At 42.2% G+C, this 17,494-nt stretch carries 13 protein-coding genes and 3 tRNA genes; 10 read left to right on the top strand and 6 right to left on the bottom strand.

Annotated elements, in window-relative coordinates; all coding sequences use genetic code 11:
• Positions 1-15: 15 nt before the first annotated feature.
• Both AC19MX_RS04550 and parC read left to right on the top strand, forming a co-directional pair.
• Positions 16-1,107: a PQQ-dependent sugar dehydrogenase gene (locus AC19MX_RS04550; RefSeq protein WP_432400135.1), complete on the top strand. Its 1,092-nt coding sequence runs from the start codon at positions 16-18 to the stop codon at positions 1,105-1,107.
• Complete coding sequence (gene parC, locus AC19MX_RS04545; RefSeq protein ID WP_498296677.1) at positions 1,108-3,411, top strand: DNA topoisomerase IV subunit A; 2,304 nt, start codon at positions 1,108-1,110, stop codon at positions 3,409-3,411.
• Between the two features lie 173 nt (positions 3,412-3,584).
• Here parC and AC19MX_RS04540 read toward each other — a convergent pair whose 3' ends face one another.
• The 6 genes from AC19MX_RS04540 to rsgA form a co-directional block, all read right to left on the bottom strand.
• Complete coding sequence (locus AC19MX_RS04540; protein WP_160052643.1) at positions 3,585-3,776, bottom strand: bacterioferritin-associated ferredoxin; 192 nt, start codon at positions 3,774-3,776, stop codon at positions 3,585-3,587.
• A gap of 194 nt (positions 3,777-3,970) precedes the next feature.
• Entirely contained in the window at positions 3,971-4,930 is a 960-nt protein-coding gene (locus AC19MX_RS04535; RefSeq protein ID WP_498296675.1) for a D-2-hydroxyacid dehydrogenase, read from the bottom strand.
• Between the two features lie 24 nt (positions 4,931-4,954).
• Positions 4,955-5,689 (bottom strand): glycerophosphodiester phosphodiesterase, encoded by a 735-nt coding sequence (locus tag AC19MX_RS04530; RefSeq protein ID WP_498296673.1) that lies wholly within the window; start codon positions 5,687-5,689, stop codon positions 4,955-4,957.
• A 42-nt stretch (positions 5,690-5,731) separates the two neighbouring features.
• The gene (locus tag AC19MX_RS04525) at positions 5,732-8,938 is read right to left on the bottom strand and encodes a mechanosensitive ion channel domain-containing protein (RefSeq protein ID WP_498296671.1); all 3,207 of its coding nucleotides are present in this window, start codon (positions 8,936-8,938) and stop codon (positions 5,732-5,734) included.
• 197 nt (positions 8,939-9,135) lie between these two features.
• On the bottom strand, positions 9,136-10,044 hold the full coding sequence (gene asd / locus AC19MX_RS04520) for an archaetidylserine decarboxylase (RefSeq protein WP_498296859.1): 909 nt from the start codon (positions 10,042-10,044) through the stop codon (positions 9,136-9,138).
• Positions 10,045-10,099: 55 nt separating this feature from the next.
• Entirely contained in the window at positions 10,100-11,158 is a 1,059-nt protein-coding gene (gene rsgA / locus AC19MX_RS04515) for a small ribosomal subunit biogenesis GTPase RsgA (RefSeq protein ID WP_498296669.1), read from the bottom strand.
• Positions 11,159-11,270: 112 nt separating this feature from the next.
• On the opposite strand from rsgA, the gene orn reads away from it, so the two are divergent.
• From orn to mutL, 8 genes are all read left to right on the top strand, one after another.
• Complete coding sequence (gene orn, locus AC19MX_RS04510; RefSeq protein ID WP_498296667.1) at positions 11,271-11,816, top strand: oligoribonuclease; 546 nt, start codon at positions 11,271-11,273, stop codon at positions 11,814-11,816.
• A gap of 203 nt (positions 11,817-12,019) precedes the next feature.
• Positions 12,020-12,095 (top strand) — tRNA-Gly (locus AC19MX_RS04505).
• Positions 12,096-12,344: 249 nt separating this feature from the next.
• Positions 12,345-12,420: transfer RNA gene (locus tag AC19MX_RS04500), tRNA-Gly, on the top strand.
• 150 nt (positions 12,421-12,570) lie between these two features.
• Positions 12,571-12,646: transfer RNA gene (locus AC19MX_RS04495), tRNA-Gly, on the top strand.
• A 532-nt stretch (positions 12,647-13,178) separates the two neighbouring features.
• Positions 13,179-13,634, top strand: coding sequence for a hypothetical protein (locus AC19MX_RS04490; RefSeq protein WP_432399973.1), 456 nt, complete (start codon positions 13,179-13,181; stop codon positions 13,632-13,634).
• Between the two features lie 173 nt (positions 13,635-13,807).
• Positions 13,808-14,266, top strand: coding sequence for a tRNA (adenosine(37)-N6)-threonylcarbamoyltransferase complex ATPase subunit type 1 TsaE (gene tsaE / locus AC19MX_RS04485; protein WP_432399972.1), 459 nt, complete (start codon positions 13,808-13,810; stop codon positions 14,264-14,266).
• A gap of 7 nt (positions 14,267-14,273) precedes the next feature.
• A complete protein-coding gene (locus AC19MX_RS04480) occupies positions 14,274-15,614 on the top strand; it encodes an N-acetylmuramoyl-L-alanine amidase (RefSeq protein WP_498296665.1) in 1,341 nt (446 codons plus the stop codon).
• A 1-nt stretch (position 15,615) separates the two neighbouring features.
• On the top strand, positions 15,616-17,493 hold the full coding sequence (gene mutL, locus AC19MX_RS04475; RefSeq protein WP_498296663.1) for a DNA mismatch repair endonuclease MutL: 1,878 nt from the start codon (positions 15,616-15,618) through the stop codon (positions 17,491-17,493).
• Position 17,494 lies beyond the last annotated feature (1 nt).

Here is a 17,494-nt window from a genome sequence, read left to right as displayed (position 1 = left end):
TTCACATTTGCGTGGATGATGTTATTAGGGCTATTTCCAGCCTCTATAGCGTTAGCCTCTCAGTCGGTAATGATTACTGTCACTAAAGGTTTTGGGCTCAGTTTGTATGCCTCCGACTTAGGTGATATTAAACAAATGACGGTGGGTGACAACGGCACGCTATTTGTGGGCTCGCAAAAAAGCGGCACCGTGTATGCGCTTGTTGATAGCGATCAAAATGGTCAAGTGGACAAACGTTATTTAATTGCCCGCGGCTTAGAATACCCTGAAGCATTAGCGTTTCATGATGGCGCACTGTATGTCACCGAAGAAGATCGCATTATTCGCTTTGAAGAAATTGAGTCTCGTTTACGTCGTCCTAGCCGTGCCCGCGAGGTGTATTCTAACTTACCCAATTTAGATAAAAAGTATACTCGTTCAATGCGTTTTGGCCCTGATGGTCGCTTATACGTGTCAATTGGCTCTCCATGTAATGTGTGTGAAGCATCATCGCCTTTTGGCAGTATTGTCGCGATTAATGTCGACACCGGCGCCAGTGAGCAAGTCGCGTTTGGTTTACGCAGTGTCACCGGTTTTGACTGGGCACCAGGTGATAAAAAATTATGGTTTGCTGACTTAGGCCGCAATTGGATGGGCGATAATATCCCCGCTGATGAAATTAATCGTGTTGACATTAAAGGCAGCCACTTTGGATTTCCTTATTTGCATGGAACCGACGTCGTTGAGCCCGCATACGACAAACCTAAAAATTTGAATGTCATAGTGCCTGAGTTTGAATTGCCAGCTCATGTTGCTCCAACAGGCCTTAGTTTTTATCGAGGACAGCAATTTCCAGAACGTTACCAACATAAGATTTTTGTTGCTGAAAATGGTTCATGGAATCGCTCGAGTAAAGTGGGTTATCAAATCGTGATGCTCGACATTGAAAACAACAAAATTAATCAACGTGAAACCGTGGTGAGTTTTTTGGACGGAGAATTTCCCGTCGCTCGTCCGTTTGATGTGATCAATGCGCCAGATGGTGCAATGTACATATCAGATGACTTAAAAGGTAATGTTTACCGCTTGTTTTATAACGCACCCGAACTATCACAGGAATCTAACTAAATGAGTGATTCGATTGAATTAAGCCTTGATGGCGTAGAGCAAATGCCGCTGAGGCGCTTTACCGAAGAGGCTTATTTAAATTATTCAATGTACGTCATTATGGACCGCGCCTTACCGCATATTGGTGATGGCTTAAAACCGGTTCAACGTCGTATTATTTATGCCATGAGCGAGCTGGGTTTATCGGCACAATCTAAACATAAAAAATCAGCTCGTACTGTGGGTGACGTTTTAGGTAAATATCACCCGCACGGCGACAGCGCCTGTTATGAAGCGATGGTACTGATGGCGCAGCCATTCTCTTATCGTTATCCGCTCGTTGATGGCCAAGGTAACTGGGGTGCTCCCGATGACCCTAAATCGTTTGCGGCGATGCGTTACACCGAAGCAAGATTGTCTAAATTTTCGGAAGTTTTACTGTCTGAATTAGGTCAAGGCACCGTTGAGTGGGGCGCCAACTTTGACGGCACTATGAAAGAGCCTAAAACCTTACCTGCAAGATTACCGCACATTTTACTCAACGGTATCACCGGTATTGCAGTGGGCATGGCCACCGATATTCCGCCGCACAACGTGCGCGAATTAGTGTCGGCGTGTATTGAGCTGTTAGACAATCCGAAAACCGAATTAGGCCGCTTGATGGAGTTGGTGCCAGGCCCAGATTACCCAACAGAAGCTGAGATTATTACCCCAAAGGCTGACATCGAAAAGATTTACGAAAGCGGTAAAGGCTCAATTAGAATGCGCGCGGTGTTCAGAGAAGAGCAGGGCGAAATCGTTATCACTTCGTTGCCACACCAGGCCAGTAGCGGAAAAATTTTAGAGCAAATTGCTAACCAAATGCAGGCTAAAAAGCTGCCTATGGTGTCTGACTTACGTGATGAGTCGGACCATGAAAACCCTGTTCGTTTAGTGATTGTACCGCGTTCAAACCGCATTGACTGTGACCAGCTAATGACGCATTTGTTCGCCACCACCGATTTAGAAAAAAGCTTTAGAGTTAATTTAAACGTGCTAGGTTTAGACGGCCGTCCACAAGTTAAAGGATTAAAAACCTTATTAACAGAATGGTTAGAGTACCGGGTAAGTACGGTGACTCGTCGTTTGCAGTATCGTTTAGACAAGGTGTTAGCACGGTTACATATTTTAAAAGCGTTAATGGTCGCGTTTTTAAACATTGATGAAGTGATTGAAATTATTCGTTTCCATGACGAACCTAAAGCGGAGCTAATGGCACGCTTTAATTTGTCAGATAAGCAAGCTGAATCGATTTTAGAATTAAAGCTACGACACTTAGCCAAGCTTGAAGAATTTAAGATTAAGGCTGAGCAAGACGAGTTAGCCGCTGAGCGCGACAAGTTAGAGTTATTGCTGAGTTCTGATCGTCGCTTAAAGACGTTAGTGAAAAAAGAGTTACTGCAAGATGGTGAAACCTATGGCGATAATCGTCGTTCACCTATCATTGAACGTTTTGATGCTAAAGCACTAACAGAGCAAGAGCTTACCCCGACAGAATCGGTCACAGTGGTGTTATCTGATAAAGGCTGGGTACGTTGTGCTAAAGGTCATGATATTGATGTCGAGGGATTGTCTTATAAATCGGGCGACAGTTACTTGTGTAGCGCGATGGGTAAGAGTAACCAAGCTGCGGTATTTATAGACTCCACAGGGCGTGCATTTGCCACTGACAGCCATACGCTGCCGTCTGCACGAAGCCAAGGTGAGCCTATCACTACGCGCTTTAATATGGCGTCAGGCGCGACCATGCAACATGTGTTGATGGGGAACGACGAACAGTTCTTCTTGTTAGCCACAGATGCAGGTTATGGTTTTATTTGTACTTACCCAGACATGGTTAGCCGTAATAAAGCGGGTAAAGCATTATTAAGCTTGCCCACTAACGCATTGGCATTAACGCCTAAGTTAATTAGCAAAGGTAGTGAGCAGTCTTTGTTAGCAATTACCTCGGAAGGGCGAATGCTGATGTTTAGCGTTGATGCATTACCGCAGCTATCAAAAGGTAAGGGCAATAAGATTATTGGTATTCCGACAGAGCGAGCCAAAAATCGTGAAGAACTACTGTTGCACCTTAATGTTGTGCCGCACAACACGGCTGTCACTTTATGGGCGGGTAAGCGCAAGCTCACCTTGAAACCAAGTGATTTAGAGCATTATCGCGGTGAGCGTGGCCGACGTGGCGCTAAATTGCCACGAGGATTACAGCGTGTTGACAGTGTTGATGTGGAAATTGGCGCGTTAGCCGATGATGGCATCCAAGACGATAATATTGAGATTCAAGATTAAATCACGACACTAAGAGTTAAGCTTTTAGTTAAGCTCTTAGTTTAGTGCTAAGTTTGGACTTTAATTTGACCTTAGCTTAGCCCTTAGTTTTGACATAAAAAATGCTGCTCAATGAGCAGCATTTTTTTATGAAACGTAAAGCAATTTAACACTTAATGATAGTTAAGCAATGCTTATGCGACTTCATAAAAATTAGGTTCGTATTCAAGCTGTGTTTGAATAATTTGATTGGCCATACGCGCGCATTTGCCACATTGATCGGCAACGCCAAGACGTTTTTTTACATCAGCCAATGAACTGTCACCTAAGCTAACAGCGGCTTTGATTTGAGAATCAGTAATGGCATGACAAAGACAAACGTACATAAAGAAAGCCTCTTCGCTCAAAAGTTTCAATGCTAAAGAAAGTAATCTAATTCTAAATGAAAACAGTTATCATTGGCAATTACTTTTTTATCTTTATATTGATCATTTTTACGATGATTTGATCTGACTCTCATCTTTAGCGGCAAAATCCCTCGTTCAGCCACTGGCTAAGGCTCCTAGATCATACCCCGAGATCAATAACCTTGAACCGGATCGACCATATACTTTAACGGCTCAGACTGATGCCATAACGCATAGTTTTGACAAAAAATATCGACGACTTGAGTTGGAAAGCTTGGAGCAGAAATATGAGGCGTGATAGTCACATTTGGACAATGCCACAGCGGGTGTTGTGGCGGCAGCGGTTCTTGCTCAAACACATCTAATATTGCATGGCGTTGTGGAAATTGGGTTAATTCGTGCTGTAAAGCGTCAAGCTCAATCGCATTACCTCGGCCAATATTAAATAACATTGCTGTTGGCTTAAGCTGTGCAAGGGTTGTGCTATTCAGTAAATGTGTTGTTTGTACAGTATTGGGCAATACACTGACAACCACATCTGCAGCAGGCAAGTGCGTTGCCATATTGCCGATGTTATCAAGTTGATTAAACGGCTCAACAACGCTACCACGCCTATTTAAGCCGGTTACCGTCATTCCAAAATGACGGGCGGTACTGGCAATATGTTGGGCAATTGAGCCCGTGCCCAAAATCAGCATATTCAGCCCTTGTAAGCTGCAAAATGAGTTAGGTTGCCACAGTTGCTGTGTTTGTTGCTGTTGATACTGCGAATGATGGCGATAATGACTGAGTAAATAACCAAACACATATTCACTCATTAGTGGGCCAAATACACCACGGATATTAGTTAGGGTAAAGTCTTGCCTAAGTTGTGGTGACATTAATGCGTCAACCCCAGCAAAGGTAGACTGTAACCATTTAAGTGTTAGTTTGTTACTTGCTGCACTTGCCGTGGGGAGAGTTAAATAAGGTGCGGCTAAATGAGGTTCAGCAAGCCAAATATTAGCTTGTTGTACACACTGTTGTCGATCATCGCTATCATCTAAAATGGTTAAATTGGGCAGTTGTTTTTGTGCCAATAACTCACGATATTGCTGATTATGTTGAGTGAGTAATAACAGTGTATTCGTCATAGATGTTAATCAGTCGTCTTGGCGTTAGTCAAACCAAACTAGCGAAGTGTTGGTTAAGGGTAAAGTCGTTGCTGCAATGGCTTTATCTGGATAATTACTAAAAATGCCATCAACGCCCAGTGCTTTTAATGCTTGGATATCATCACTATTGTCTACCGTGTAAACATACACCTTTGCGCCGCGAAGGTGAGCATCATCAACAATGGCTTGGCTAATAAATGCCACGTCAAGATGCAACGAGTAAGCCTGTAAATCGGTGACAACTTGCGCTAAGTTTAATGGGATCCCCCCGAGTAACGGTGCTATCAATGCCTGCGGCAGGTGTTGTTTTATTTGGGCTAAATATAAGTGATTAAACGATGATATCAACAGTTGTTGGGGACTAAAGCCTAGCTCATCTCTTGCTCGAGGATACATAGCCACAAAAGGTGCTACACAGCCTACGCCTTTGATTTCAATGTTTACAATACAATTACCTTGCGAGACGGTGTTGATACGCGCGAGTACATCCCACAAGCTAGGAATGGATTGTCCGCCAACCGTTATGTGGGCTAAATCGGCTTTAGTGTTGAGATGAATAAGACCGTGCCCAGTCGATTTGCCTTCTAAGCGACGATCATGAAAAACCACTAATTCGCCTTCAACACAATGAACGTCTAACTCGATGGCTTTCGCGCCTAATTCGATAGCTTTATCCATTGCTGCTAATGTATTTTCTGGTGCGTAGCCACTGGCGCCACGGTGAGCAAAAACAAGCATAATATTCCTTATATTAACCTCATCTCTTATCCCGAGCTGATGTTAACTGTTAACGAGCTCTGATGAGTCTTTTGAACCGTGTTTGATATGAACTTCCATTTGTGGATACGCAAGTTCAATATTGTTCTCTTTTAATTTTTGGCTAATTTGCTTATGCAAGTTATGACGAAGTGGCCAACGAACAGACATGTCTTTAGCGTACGAACGCACTTCATAATCTTGGGTGTGCTGGCCAAAACCTGCAAACCAGACTTCGGGTTCAGGAGTCGAAAGGGATAACTCACATTCACGCACAGCTTGATGCAGTAAGGTTTCGACTTTTGCGGGATCGGCATCACGCGATACCGATACGGTCACAATGACCCGAGTAATAGGATCAGATAAAGACCAGTTAACTAATTGCTCTGTAATGAATGCTTTGTTGGGCACAATGATTTCTTTACGATCCCAGTCGACAATCGTGGTGGCACGAATTTGAATTTTACTTACTGTGCCGGTGAGATCGCGAATGGTCACGGTGTCGCCAATGCGGATCGGTTTTTCGAATAAAATGATCAAACCAGAGATAAAGTTCGCAAAAATCTCTTGTAAACCAAAACCTAAACCTACCGAAAGCGCTGCCACTAGCCATTGTAATTTAGACCATTCCATCCCTAGGGTTGAAAAGCCAAACAGCATGCCAAAAAACACCACTAAGTAGCTGCTTATTGTGGTGATAGCAAAGCCGGTGCCAGGTGATAAGTCGAGCCGTTGTAATAGCATTAACTCGAGTAAGCCGGGGAGGTTTTTGGCGATAACCGCAGAGAACCCCACTAAAATAATGCCAAATAAAATCGACTTTAAGGTGATGGGCACTTGTTGTTCAATACCATTAACTGTGCTGCTGGTGGTCCACAAGGTGATGCCGTCTAAAAATGAAAAAACCGCGGTATGCGTTTGCGCTAAAATACCTAATAAACTGGCAAAAAAGGCTAAAATCAAAATGGATCTGACTAATCCTAGCGATTGACTCGAGATCGTTTCTAAATCAACTACAGGTTCTTCGTAAGTTTCAATCGGTTCATTGTTCAGTTCGCCCCGTTCACGTTGTGCTAGGCGCTCTGCACGCTTGGCTTTAGCGCGGTCAAAAGCAATTAAGCGGCGCTCGATGAGCATCCAACGCTTTATTAGCTGGTAAGTCAGTAAAAATCCTAGTCCTAACAGTACCGATATTTGTAACTGTAATAGCAGTTGGAACGCAGTAAAATAATAACCAACACACGCCAATATAGCGCTAAATACGGGAGTGACAATGAGTATTGCCCACACAGCTTTTTGTACCACTTCAAGGTTATTGGCATTGGGTTTATTTTTACGGTATTGGCCAATCAATAACATCACATCTTTGTAGAGCACAAACAGCACCACACAAAATACGATAAACGCACCACGCCCCAGGCTGTTGCGCACAAGTGAAGTATCGAGCGCTTCTGTAAAGCCCATTAAGCCAATTAACGGCGCTGAAATCATCACAAACGATGCCATCGTTTTTTGAGCTTGTTGGACAATTTTTTTCGGGCGTCTGAAATGGCTAATTAATATGCCTTTATCGACAGTTAGCAAGTAGAAAAAACGATAAATAAGGTAGCTTATTCCTATCGCTGTCACACCAGAACCGACGGCATAAGCCACATTGTGCTCAGAGCGCATAAAAATGACTCCGGCAATAATAATTGGTAATGGTTTAATTAAGGCGTAAACAACACTGATGATCAGTGTTTTGATAGTGTATTTAAATTTGTCTTGGGTAACGTTACCGACAAACACCGAGTAACGGCCAATTGCTTGGTTAAACTTAGGTGTTAGCATGTCTTGCGCCATTAGACAGCACAATAATAAAATGCCCCACCAAGCCCATAAATTGCCCTGATTAGACCAAGCTTGTTGAATAGCCTCATATTGACTCGGTTGCACTAACCATACGCTGCTTTGGCTTAGGTCAATTAACCATAACCCTCCAATGCTAGGCGCATTAGGCACCCAAAAAAGATGTTCGTTAAGGGTGTTTTTTAAGGTGTTGTGCAGTTGGTTTAATTGCTCATATCCAATACGTAATTTAGCAAACTCAGCAAGGTATTGATCGTAACCTTGAAGAAGCTGCTCTATTAATATTTGCTGTGATTGTAATAGCTTAACTTGGGTTTCATTGAACAGGGTACTGTTATCAAGCTGCTGGGTATTTAACGCTTGCTGCTGTTCTAACTGATAACGTTTAAGGCGTGCATCGGCAAGTTCTGTTTGCAGTTTATCAAGGCTTGGTGGTTTGGGTAACGACTGCAACATTTGTAAAAAGCGATCACCAAAAGCGGAGTTAGTTTTAACCCAGGTAATTTGCTCAAGCACATTCGACAGCTGAGCATTTTGAGATTGGTAGCGTTTTTCAATCCGTTGTTGGCGTTCAACGACTGAGTTGTGATTGCTGGTTAAACTTTGCAATTGCTGCGCATATTGCTGATTTGTTTTGCTTAACTCTTGCGATAACGGGTCGGCTAACTCTTGCTCATCAATTAAGTTATTGGCAATGGTGTCGGCTGTTTGTTGCTGACGATATTCAATATTGTGTTTATTAATTAATTCAATAAAGCTTTCTTGTTGGCTTAAAGACAGTCGATTTACTTGTTGCTGAAGCTGGGTTATTTCCAGTTGCTTTGGGTTGGCTAAACGCTCAGCTTGCAGAGTCGCAATATGTTGAGTCAGCAGCTCAGCTTGTAATTTATTACGTTTACCAAGTGGTGTGTCTGCCGGTGCTTGCTGAGTTTTATTGTGTTGGGTTAATGCATTTTCGGCTTGAACAATTAAGTCGGGTAACTGAATTTGACGCTGAGTAATTAATCGTAACTGTTGGTTTAAGTACGACTCGGTTTCTTTTAATTCAGACAGGTGAAAATACGCCATCGATGCTTGCTGATTAAGGTCAATATCGGCGTCGAGTTTAAGCGTAGTTTGCGCGTCGCGTAATTGTTGATTGAGCGACAGTTTAGTTTCGTTGTTTGAACGCTCAACGTTATTGTAAGTTTGTTGTTCAATTTGCAGCTCGTTAATACTGCTTTCGAGCTCAGCAATCTGTGTTTGAATATCAAGTGGCTGATTATCAGTTTGAGTATTCAAACCAAGACGTTTGTCTAGGGTGATAGGCGTGTTGGCATAAGTCGATGCCGACATGATGTTGATAATAATAAAACACAGTAAAAAAGACGCTAAACGTAACATAATACTAGGCTCAAATTGGAGTCTGGCAATGGTAACAAATTTACTTAATTATATTCTATTTTTTTGGTGTTGCAGTAGGCGATAACACAGGGCTTTTGTTTGAATTGATATGAAATAAAGTCATGTTTAACAAGTGGCTAAAAAATAAAGCCGTATTTTAACAAAATACGGCTTTATGAGCAGTCGCTCGGTAGGGCTTATTTAGCGTCTACTTGTTCTTCATCAGATTCAACATCTGTTAATGCTTGAGTCAATTTCGCAAATGGTTGACCCATGCGAGTTGTCTCACCGGGTTCGACACCGTCAGCAAAGGTTTCAATTGCATCTTGTGCAAACAACATCACCACAGTGCTGCCGAGTTTAAAACGACCCATTTCAGCGCCTTTTTCTAAGGTTAATGCCTCTGGACCTGTGGTTGGGTAATCCCAACTGAAGACTTGCTTGCCGCCTGGTGGAGTGACTGTGCCTGCCCAAATGGTTTCAATACTGGCAACAATTGTTGCACCAACTAATACCATCGCCAGTGGACCTGAGTCGGTTTCAAAAATAGCTACTACACGTTCGTTACGCGCAAATAATCCCGGTACATTCTGAGCGGTTAATGGATTAACCGAAAACAGATCGCCTGGCACGTAGGTCATTTTAGACAAGGTGCCAGTGATTGGCATATGAATGCGGTGGTAGTCTTTTGGCGCTAAATAAATGGTAGCAAAGTCGCCGCCATCAAAACGCGCAGCATCAGCCTTAATGCCACCTAGCAGTGCTTCAGATGTATAGCTATGGCCTTTTGCTTGAAATATATTGCCAGCTTCAATCGGGCCGCATTGGCTAACCGCACCGTCAACAGGATGAGCCATAATATGGTCATCTTGGTCAATTGGGCGTAATTCTGGTTTTAATGCGCGGGTAAAAAAGTCATTAAAAGTTTTGTAAGCTTCGGGCTCGGGTTGCTTCGCTTCTGACATATCAATTTTATATTGTTTGATAAACCATTTAATGGCCGCCGTCGTTATCGCCCCAGCTTTTGCAGCCGCAAACTTACCCACTAAACGTGACAGAAAATGTTTTGGCAGCATGTATTGCAAAGCAATTTTAAATGAGTCCAATGTGTTTCCCTTTTTATTTTCTTGTTGATTCATATTCGTCATCTTCGATTATATATTATTCATCAATGGCACGAAAATGTCGTGCATGACGTTGTTCATCTAAACTGGCAATAATACGATGATAGTTGCTAAATCTGTCTTGGGTAATCTTTCCTGCTTCTAGTGCATCACGCAGTGCGCAGCCGGGATCGTCACCGTGTTTACAGTCTCGGAATTTACACGTACCCAAAAACTCTCTAAATTCGATGAAGCACCAACCCACACGTGTCGCGTCTAAATGCCACAGCGCGAACTCACGCACACCAGGAGAGTCAATTAAGTCGCCGCCACTTTTAAAGTGCAGTAACTTGGCTGTGGTGGTGGTGTGTTGACCTAAACCTGAGTTGCCAGATACATCACCTATTAATAACTCTGCCTCAGGCATTAACGCATTAATCAGTGATGATTTACCAACACCGGATTGACCCGCAAATACACTGACTTTTTCATTAAGCAGCGCTTTTATGTCTTCAACGCCTTCACCGGTATGGCTACTGACTCTGTAAACAGGATAACCAATGGCTTCATAACGAGCGAGTGCTTGCTCTATTTCGTCACGGTTTTCATCATTTAATAAATCGATTTTATTTAAAATAATGATAGGCGGTATATCTGTGTCTTCACTGGCAACCAGATAGCGATCGATAATTTGTGTCGTGAAACTAGGTAAAACGGATGACACAATTAAAATTTGATCGATATTAGAGGCGATAATTTTAACGCCATCATAAAGATCGGGTCGAGTGAGTGATGACTTACGAGGATGGACAGCTTCAACAATACCACCGATACTTGAACTGGCTTGTACTTCGGTAGCGAGTCTTACGATGACATTGTCGCCAGTCACTAAACTGGTTACAGCACGACGAATGTTACAGCGAGATACCGTACCGTCAGTTGTTTCAATGTCGGCATGTTGACCAAAACGCGAAATCACTACGCCCGATTGTTCAGGGCCTAATAAATTGTCCTGTAATTCAGGCGCGTCATTATTATCGCTTCGTTTTAGTCGCTTAGTCTGATTCGCACGCATACGGCGTAATTGACCTTGGCTTAGGGGTTTCTTTTTACTCACAGGCTTATCTTCATCAAATAGGTGTTTTTTTGTGTCTCAAAAAAACAGTATGATACACACTCTTTTATAAAAAAGCCTGAATTAAGGCGATAGATAACATAAGGCGACATAAATGGCTGCTGATACGAATAACCTGATTTGGGTTGATTTAGAAATGACGGGTTTAGAACCTGATGTCGATAGAGTCATTGAAATTGCTACCCTAGTGACTGATCAAGAACTCAATATCATTGCCCAAGGCCCTGTATTGGCAATTTATCAAACTGATGCAGTGCTAGCAGGTATGGACGACTGGAATCAAAAACACCATGGTGAGTCTGGTTTAATTGACCGTGTTCGCGCCAGTCAATGTTCAGAACAAGATGCGATTAAGCAAACCATTGAGTTCTTAGCCCACTATGTACCTAAAGGTGCATCGCCTATGTGTGGTAACAGCATTGGCCAAGATCGCCGTTTTTTAAATAAATACATGTTAGAGCTAGAAGAGTATTTCCATTATCGCAATATCGATGTGAGCACAATTAAAGAGCTCGTACGCCGTTGGAAGCCTGAAACCATGAATGGCTTTAGCAAAAAAAATACTCACCAAGCACTCGAAGATATTAAAGAGTCGATTGCAGAATTACAGTTTTATCGCAAAGAAGTATTTAAAATTTAACCAATCGAACAATTTTTTTTAAAAAGGGGGTTGCAGCATAGTAAAATTTACCTATAATGCGGCCTCAACTTTCTACAGAGCGCCAAACTCTGAATAATAGAAAGTTGAAATGAAATTTGAAAATTTGAAATGCGACATTAGCTCAGTTGGCATAGGTTGAAAGACGATACCTTGTTGACTGTTACAAATGAAGCAAACAGTACGCGACATTAGCTCAGTTGGTAGAGCGATACCTTGCCAAGGTATAGGTCATCAGTTCGAACCTGATATGTCGCTCCAAATTTCAGATGATGCGAGCTAGACTCAGTTGGTAGAGCAATACCTTGCCAAGCTAAAAGAGATAACTGCGTCATCGGTTCGAACCTCTCTTTGTTTAAAAGAAAGTTCGCTCCAAATTTCAGATGATGCGAGCTAGACTCAGTTGGTAGAGCAATACCTTGCCAAGCTAACAGAGATAACAGCGTCATCGGTTCGAACCTCTCTTTGTCTAAAAGAAAGTTCGCTCCAAATTTCAGATAATTTTGATATGCGACATTAGCTCAGTTGGTAGAGCGATACCTTGCCAAGGTATAGGTCATCAGTTCGAACCTGATATGTCGCTCCAAATTACAAATGCTTTTTGATTTGCGACATTAGCTCAGTTGAGTTAATTGTAAGAGTTGATACCAATCTTTTTTGCTAAGGTATAGGTCATCAGTTCGAACTTCTCTTTATTTAGAGAAGATAGCTCCAAATTACAATATGATTTAGATATGCGACATTAGCTCAGTTGGTAGAGCGATACCTTGCCAAGGTATAGGTCATCAGTTCGAACCTGATATGTCGCTCCAAATCACCTTTCTTACTCCAAATCTCTCTTATTGTTTCAACATACCACACTCTAAAATCTCTAGCTTCAAAGCTATCAAATTTTGCGATTTGCAATATTAGCTCATTTGCGCCCTTAAAAATGCGATACCTTTATGTTTGCCAAGCTAGAAGTGATAACAGCGTCATCAGTTTTAACCTCTTTTTGTAAAAGAAAGGTCGATCCAAACCAATCTTCAATTCAAAAAACGCATGCTTACATGCCTATTTACTCCATATTCCAAGACCCAAGACCCAAGAGTTATACCAAACTTCTGCTGCATATTCGTCTGCAACATTTCTTCAGTTGATATTTATTGCTTACAGATGTGAAGAAAAATACTGTGCAATCAACAAAACGCGTGATCTATCGCTCACTTCTTCATGAATCTCTAAATTAGAAGCCTTTGGAGAATGAAAAACATGACATTGCTCAAGTAATTTGTGCTCGAAATCTTTGATAATCAATTCAAGATAATTTTTTAAGCTGTTAGAGCTTTAAACGAGGTAAGTGCTATGCGTATTCAACAATTGAGCGAACTACTTGATTATGTGGCCAAATGTCATCTCGATATGGAGAAGTTGTATAAGCGCTTAGATCGTAATGCTGACTCATCTCGCGTTAAAATGATGCTGACTTATTTTCAACAACATCAGAGACATATCTACGAGACACTAGAGAGTTACATCGAAGACGCGCCATCTAGAATTTTAAACACCTGGTATAAAGACATTACTTTTGAAGACTTTAGTAAACGTTGTGCTGAAGCATCTCTGCCAGCCAATATGCATGAAGACCAGGTGCTCGAGTTACATCTTGATCTCGAAAACCGTTTGATTGCATTACTTGAAAAAACGGCAAATAGTAGCCCAACTGAAGAAATTAAGAGCACATTAATGGATTTAGTCCGTGTGGCACAAACGCAGCAAAAACGCCTTGTTCATAGCACAATTCGTATGGATGACATTTAATCGACGCATTGATAATTTGAAATAACTTCCTGAAGTGTGAATTCGCCAGCTATCCCCAATAGCTGGTTTTTTTTATTAACAAAAAATAACCGCCATAACAGTGGGAGTTAACCCATAACTTCTGGTATATTTAGCATTCTTGTAACTCTTTTTTACGGAAGCTGACTTTACACATGACATCCCTGTTTAAAACCCTTGAAAATGAACAAGCTACTGTTGCGCTAGGGCAACAAATTGCGCAGTGGATGATGCCTCCATTAACCCTTTACCTTACGGGTGATTTAGGGGCAGGCAAAACGACGTTTAGCCGAGGGATTATTCAAAGCTTAGGTCATCAAGGCGCTGTAAAAAGTCCAACTTACACCTTGGTTGAGCCTTACGAGTTTGCAAATATGGATGTATTCCATTTTGACTTGTATCGTTTGAGCGATCCTGAAGAGTTGGAGTTTATGGGTATTCGAGATTACTTTACTGACAGAAGTGTGTGCTTAGTAGAGTGGCCAGATAATGGTCACGGCTTGTTACCTAAGGCTGACATCCATTTGCATTTACGTTATAAAGAATCTCAAAGAGAAATCGAATTACAAGCCTTATCCCCTGCTGGGCAGGCCATTTTAAATAAAATTAAATAAAATAATAATGAATTTTAAACATACGTTTTTTACCTGTGTAGTAACCACGCTAGTGCTTTTGTTGCCTAATACCAGTTGGGCAGCAAATCAACTTGATAGTGTGCGTATTTGGGCTGCGCCTGAATCAACACGAGTGGTGTTTGATTTAACTCAAGCTCCCAAATATGACAGCTTTAGCTTAACGGGCCCTCATCGTTTAGTGGTTGATATCCAAGATGCTGGCTCAAAAATAAATTTAGATAAAATTGCCAATAACAGCAGTATTATTAAAAAGATACGTTTTAGCACTCCGCCTAAAAAGGGCATGTTACGTTTAGTGATGGATTTAACCAAACCCGTTAAATCGAGTTTATTTACTCTTCCACCTACCGCACCTTATGGCAATCGTTTAGTGGTCGATTTAGAAGATGCTGCTGGTGGTTCATCGAATACGCAACCGTCTGTGAGTCGTTCTGCAAATCCGTCTTCTCGAAATATTATTGTTGCTATCGATGCTGGTCATGGCGGTGAAGACCCTGGTTCTATCGGTCCCTCAGGCATGCACGAAAAACGTGTGGTGCTCGAAATCGCTAAACGCTTGGCTCGTAAAGTGGACTCTACACCGGGGATGCGTGCTGTCATGACGCGCAGCGGTGATTATTTTGTGAATTTAAACAAACGTTCTGAGCTTGCGCGCAACAGTAAAGCTGACTTATTAATTTCAATCCATGCTGATGCCTTTACTTCTCCGCAACCCCGTGGCGCGTCGGTGTGGGTGTTATCTATGCGCCGTGCAAACAGCGAAATCGGTCGATGGTTAGAGCAAAAAGAAAAACACTCGGAGTTATTGGGTGGTGCTGGTGAAATTATTCAAAACTCTGACAGCGAACAGTATCTTGCGATGACGTTGCTGGATATGTCGATGAACAGCTCAATGGCTATTAGTCATTCTGTTGCTGGCGATATTTTACGAGACCTAGATTCAATTACGCATTTGCATAAGAGAAAACCTGAATCAGCCAGTTTTGCAGTGCTTAAGTCGCCAGACATTCCGTCAATTTTGGTCGAAACCGGCTTTATTTCTAATCCTGGTGAAGAACGCCTATTGTCTAACGGTAATCACCAAGAGAAGCTAGCTAATGCCATTTATAAAGGCGTGTTGCGTTACTTTGAGAATAACCCGCCTGCTGATACCTTAATGGCCAAAACGACCAGTTCGTCTAATACCAAGCACAGTGTAAAGCGTGGTGAATCGTTATCGATTATTGCACAGCGTTATAGGGTGTCTGTGAGCAGCCTTAAACGAGCCAATAATTTAAAATCTGATGTGGTGCGCATTGGCCAAACACTGGTAATCCCTAGGGCTTAACATGGCAATTCAACTACTCCCCCCACAATTAGCTAACCAAATAGCTGCTGGCGAAGTAGTTGAACGGCCTGCGTCTGTGGTTAAAGAACTGGTAGAGAACAGTTTAGATGCCGGAGCGACCCGAGTAGATATTGATATTGATAAAGGCGGCAGTAAGCTCATCCGTATCCGTGACAACGGCGCTGGTATTGCCAAGGACGAATTGGCCTTGGCGCTGTCTCGACATGCTACCTCTAAAGTGCATACTCTGGACGACTTAGAAGCCATTCTTAGTTTTGGATTTCGTGGTGAAGCATTAGCCAGTATTAGTTCCGTGTCTCGATTAACATTGACGTCAAAAACCGCTGAGCAATCTGAAGCTTGGCAAGCCTATGCCGAAGGTTCGCAAATGGATGTCAAAGTGACGCCGGCTGCGCATCCACAAGGTTCTACTATCGAAGTAGTGGATTTATTTTTTAATACACCCGCACGTCGTCGATTTCTTAAAAGCGATAAAACTGAGTTTACTCATATTGATGAATGGCTAAAGCGGATAGCCATTGCTCGTAGTGATATTCATTTTGCACTCACACACAATGGTAAATTAGTGCGCCAATATCGTCCGGCAAACACCGAAATTCAGACTCAACAACGCCTTGCTCAAATCTGTGGTCGGGCATTTGCCGAGCAAGCGTTAAGTATTGCATGTGAACATGATGGATTATCGTTAAGTGGTTACCTACAATCACCTCATGATAGCGTGATAACCGATACCAGCTTTTTCTATGTAAATGGCAGATTAGTCAGAGACCGTTTGGTTAATCATGCAGTAAAACAAGCATTCGCAGAACATGGTATCGATCATCAACCCGGCTATGTGCTGATGTTAGCGCTTGACCCACATCAAGTGGATGTTAATGTGCATCCCGCGAAACATGAGGTGCGGTTTCATCAATCTCGTTATGTACATGATTTTATTTTACAAGCGATACAGTCGGCATTATTACAAATGCCGCAATTGGTGTTAACCGAGGCGATAACAGAGCCTGAACCGCATGAAGCTGTCCACAATGCTGCAATGCATGAACAGGCAATCACATCGGCAACTGATGATATTTTTACAGAGACAAAGGCAGATTTATTCAAACCAGCTGCTACTCAGCGGCCGATAAATAGTGCCAGCCCTTTTGGTACAATGCATGTTCCGGGTAAGAATGGTGCGTCTTTTGGTGGTTCTTCAGCTGCAGTTAAGCCAAGTTATGATAAAAAGCCTATAGCAAACGCTTCAACAGGGATAACCAAAACTGCCATTGCTAATTATGGGCAATTATTACAAACCCCTGCTGGCCATTATGAAAAACACGTCAGTGAAGTCAGTTTACAAACGAGTATGCCACCTTTACTTTCAGGTGCTCATTGGGTTATTTGCCAAGACGATACCTTGTCATTATTACCGTTTAAAGTGGTATTGTTTGCGGTGAGAAAAGCTGAAATCATTAAAAAATTAGCTAATGGTTTAGTGTCACAACCCTTACTGATGCCAATTGCGATTGCTGTCGACCCAGATTGGAGTGAAACATTATCAGCACGTGATCAATTACTGCGTCAAATGGGTATTGAACTAAGTATTCGCTATCAGCAGTTGATAATTAAAAAAGTGCCCCCATATTTGAGGGAGAGCCAATTAGCAATTGTTATCCCTGAGTTTTTACAATGGATAGCGCTAGAGCAGCCAAACGACAGCGCGATAGCGGACTGGTTAGCGAAACAAAGCCTAGTGCAATTTGAGTCTGCGCAAAGTGTTTGGCAGCAGTTTTGTTTATTAGACGATACAATAAAACAAACAGTTTATGCTCAGGCTACTGATTTACCTTGGCAAACTTGGATGAAAGATAATTAAC

The organism is Shewanella sp. MF05956, from assembly GCF_059758055.1.
Note: the sequence above shows the minus strand (reverse complement) of the source record. Positions and strands in the feature narration are given on the sequence as shown.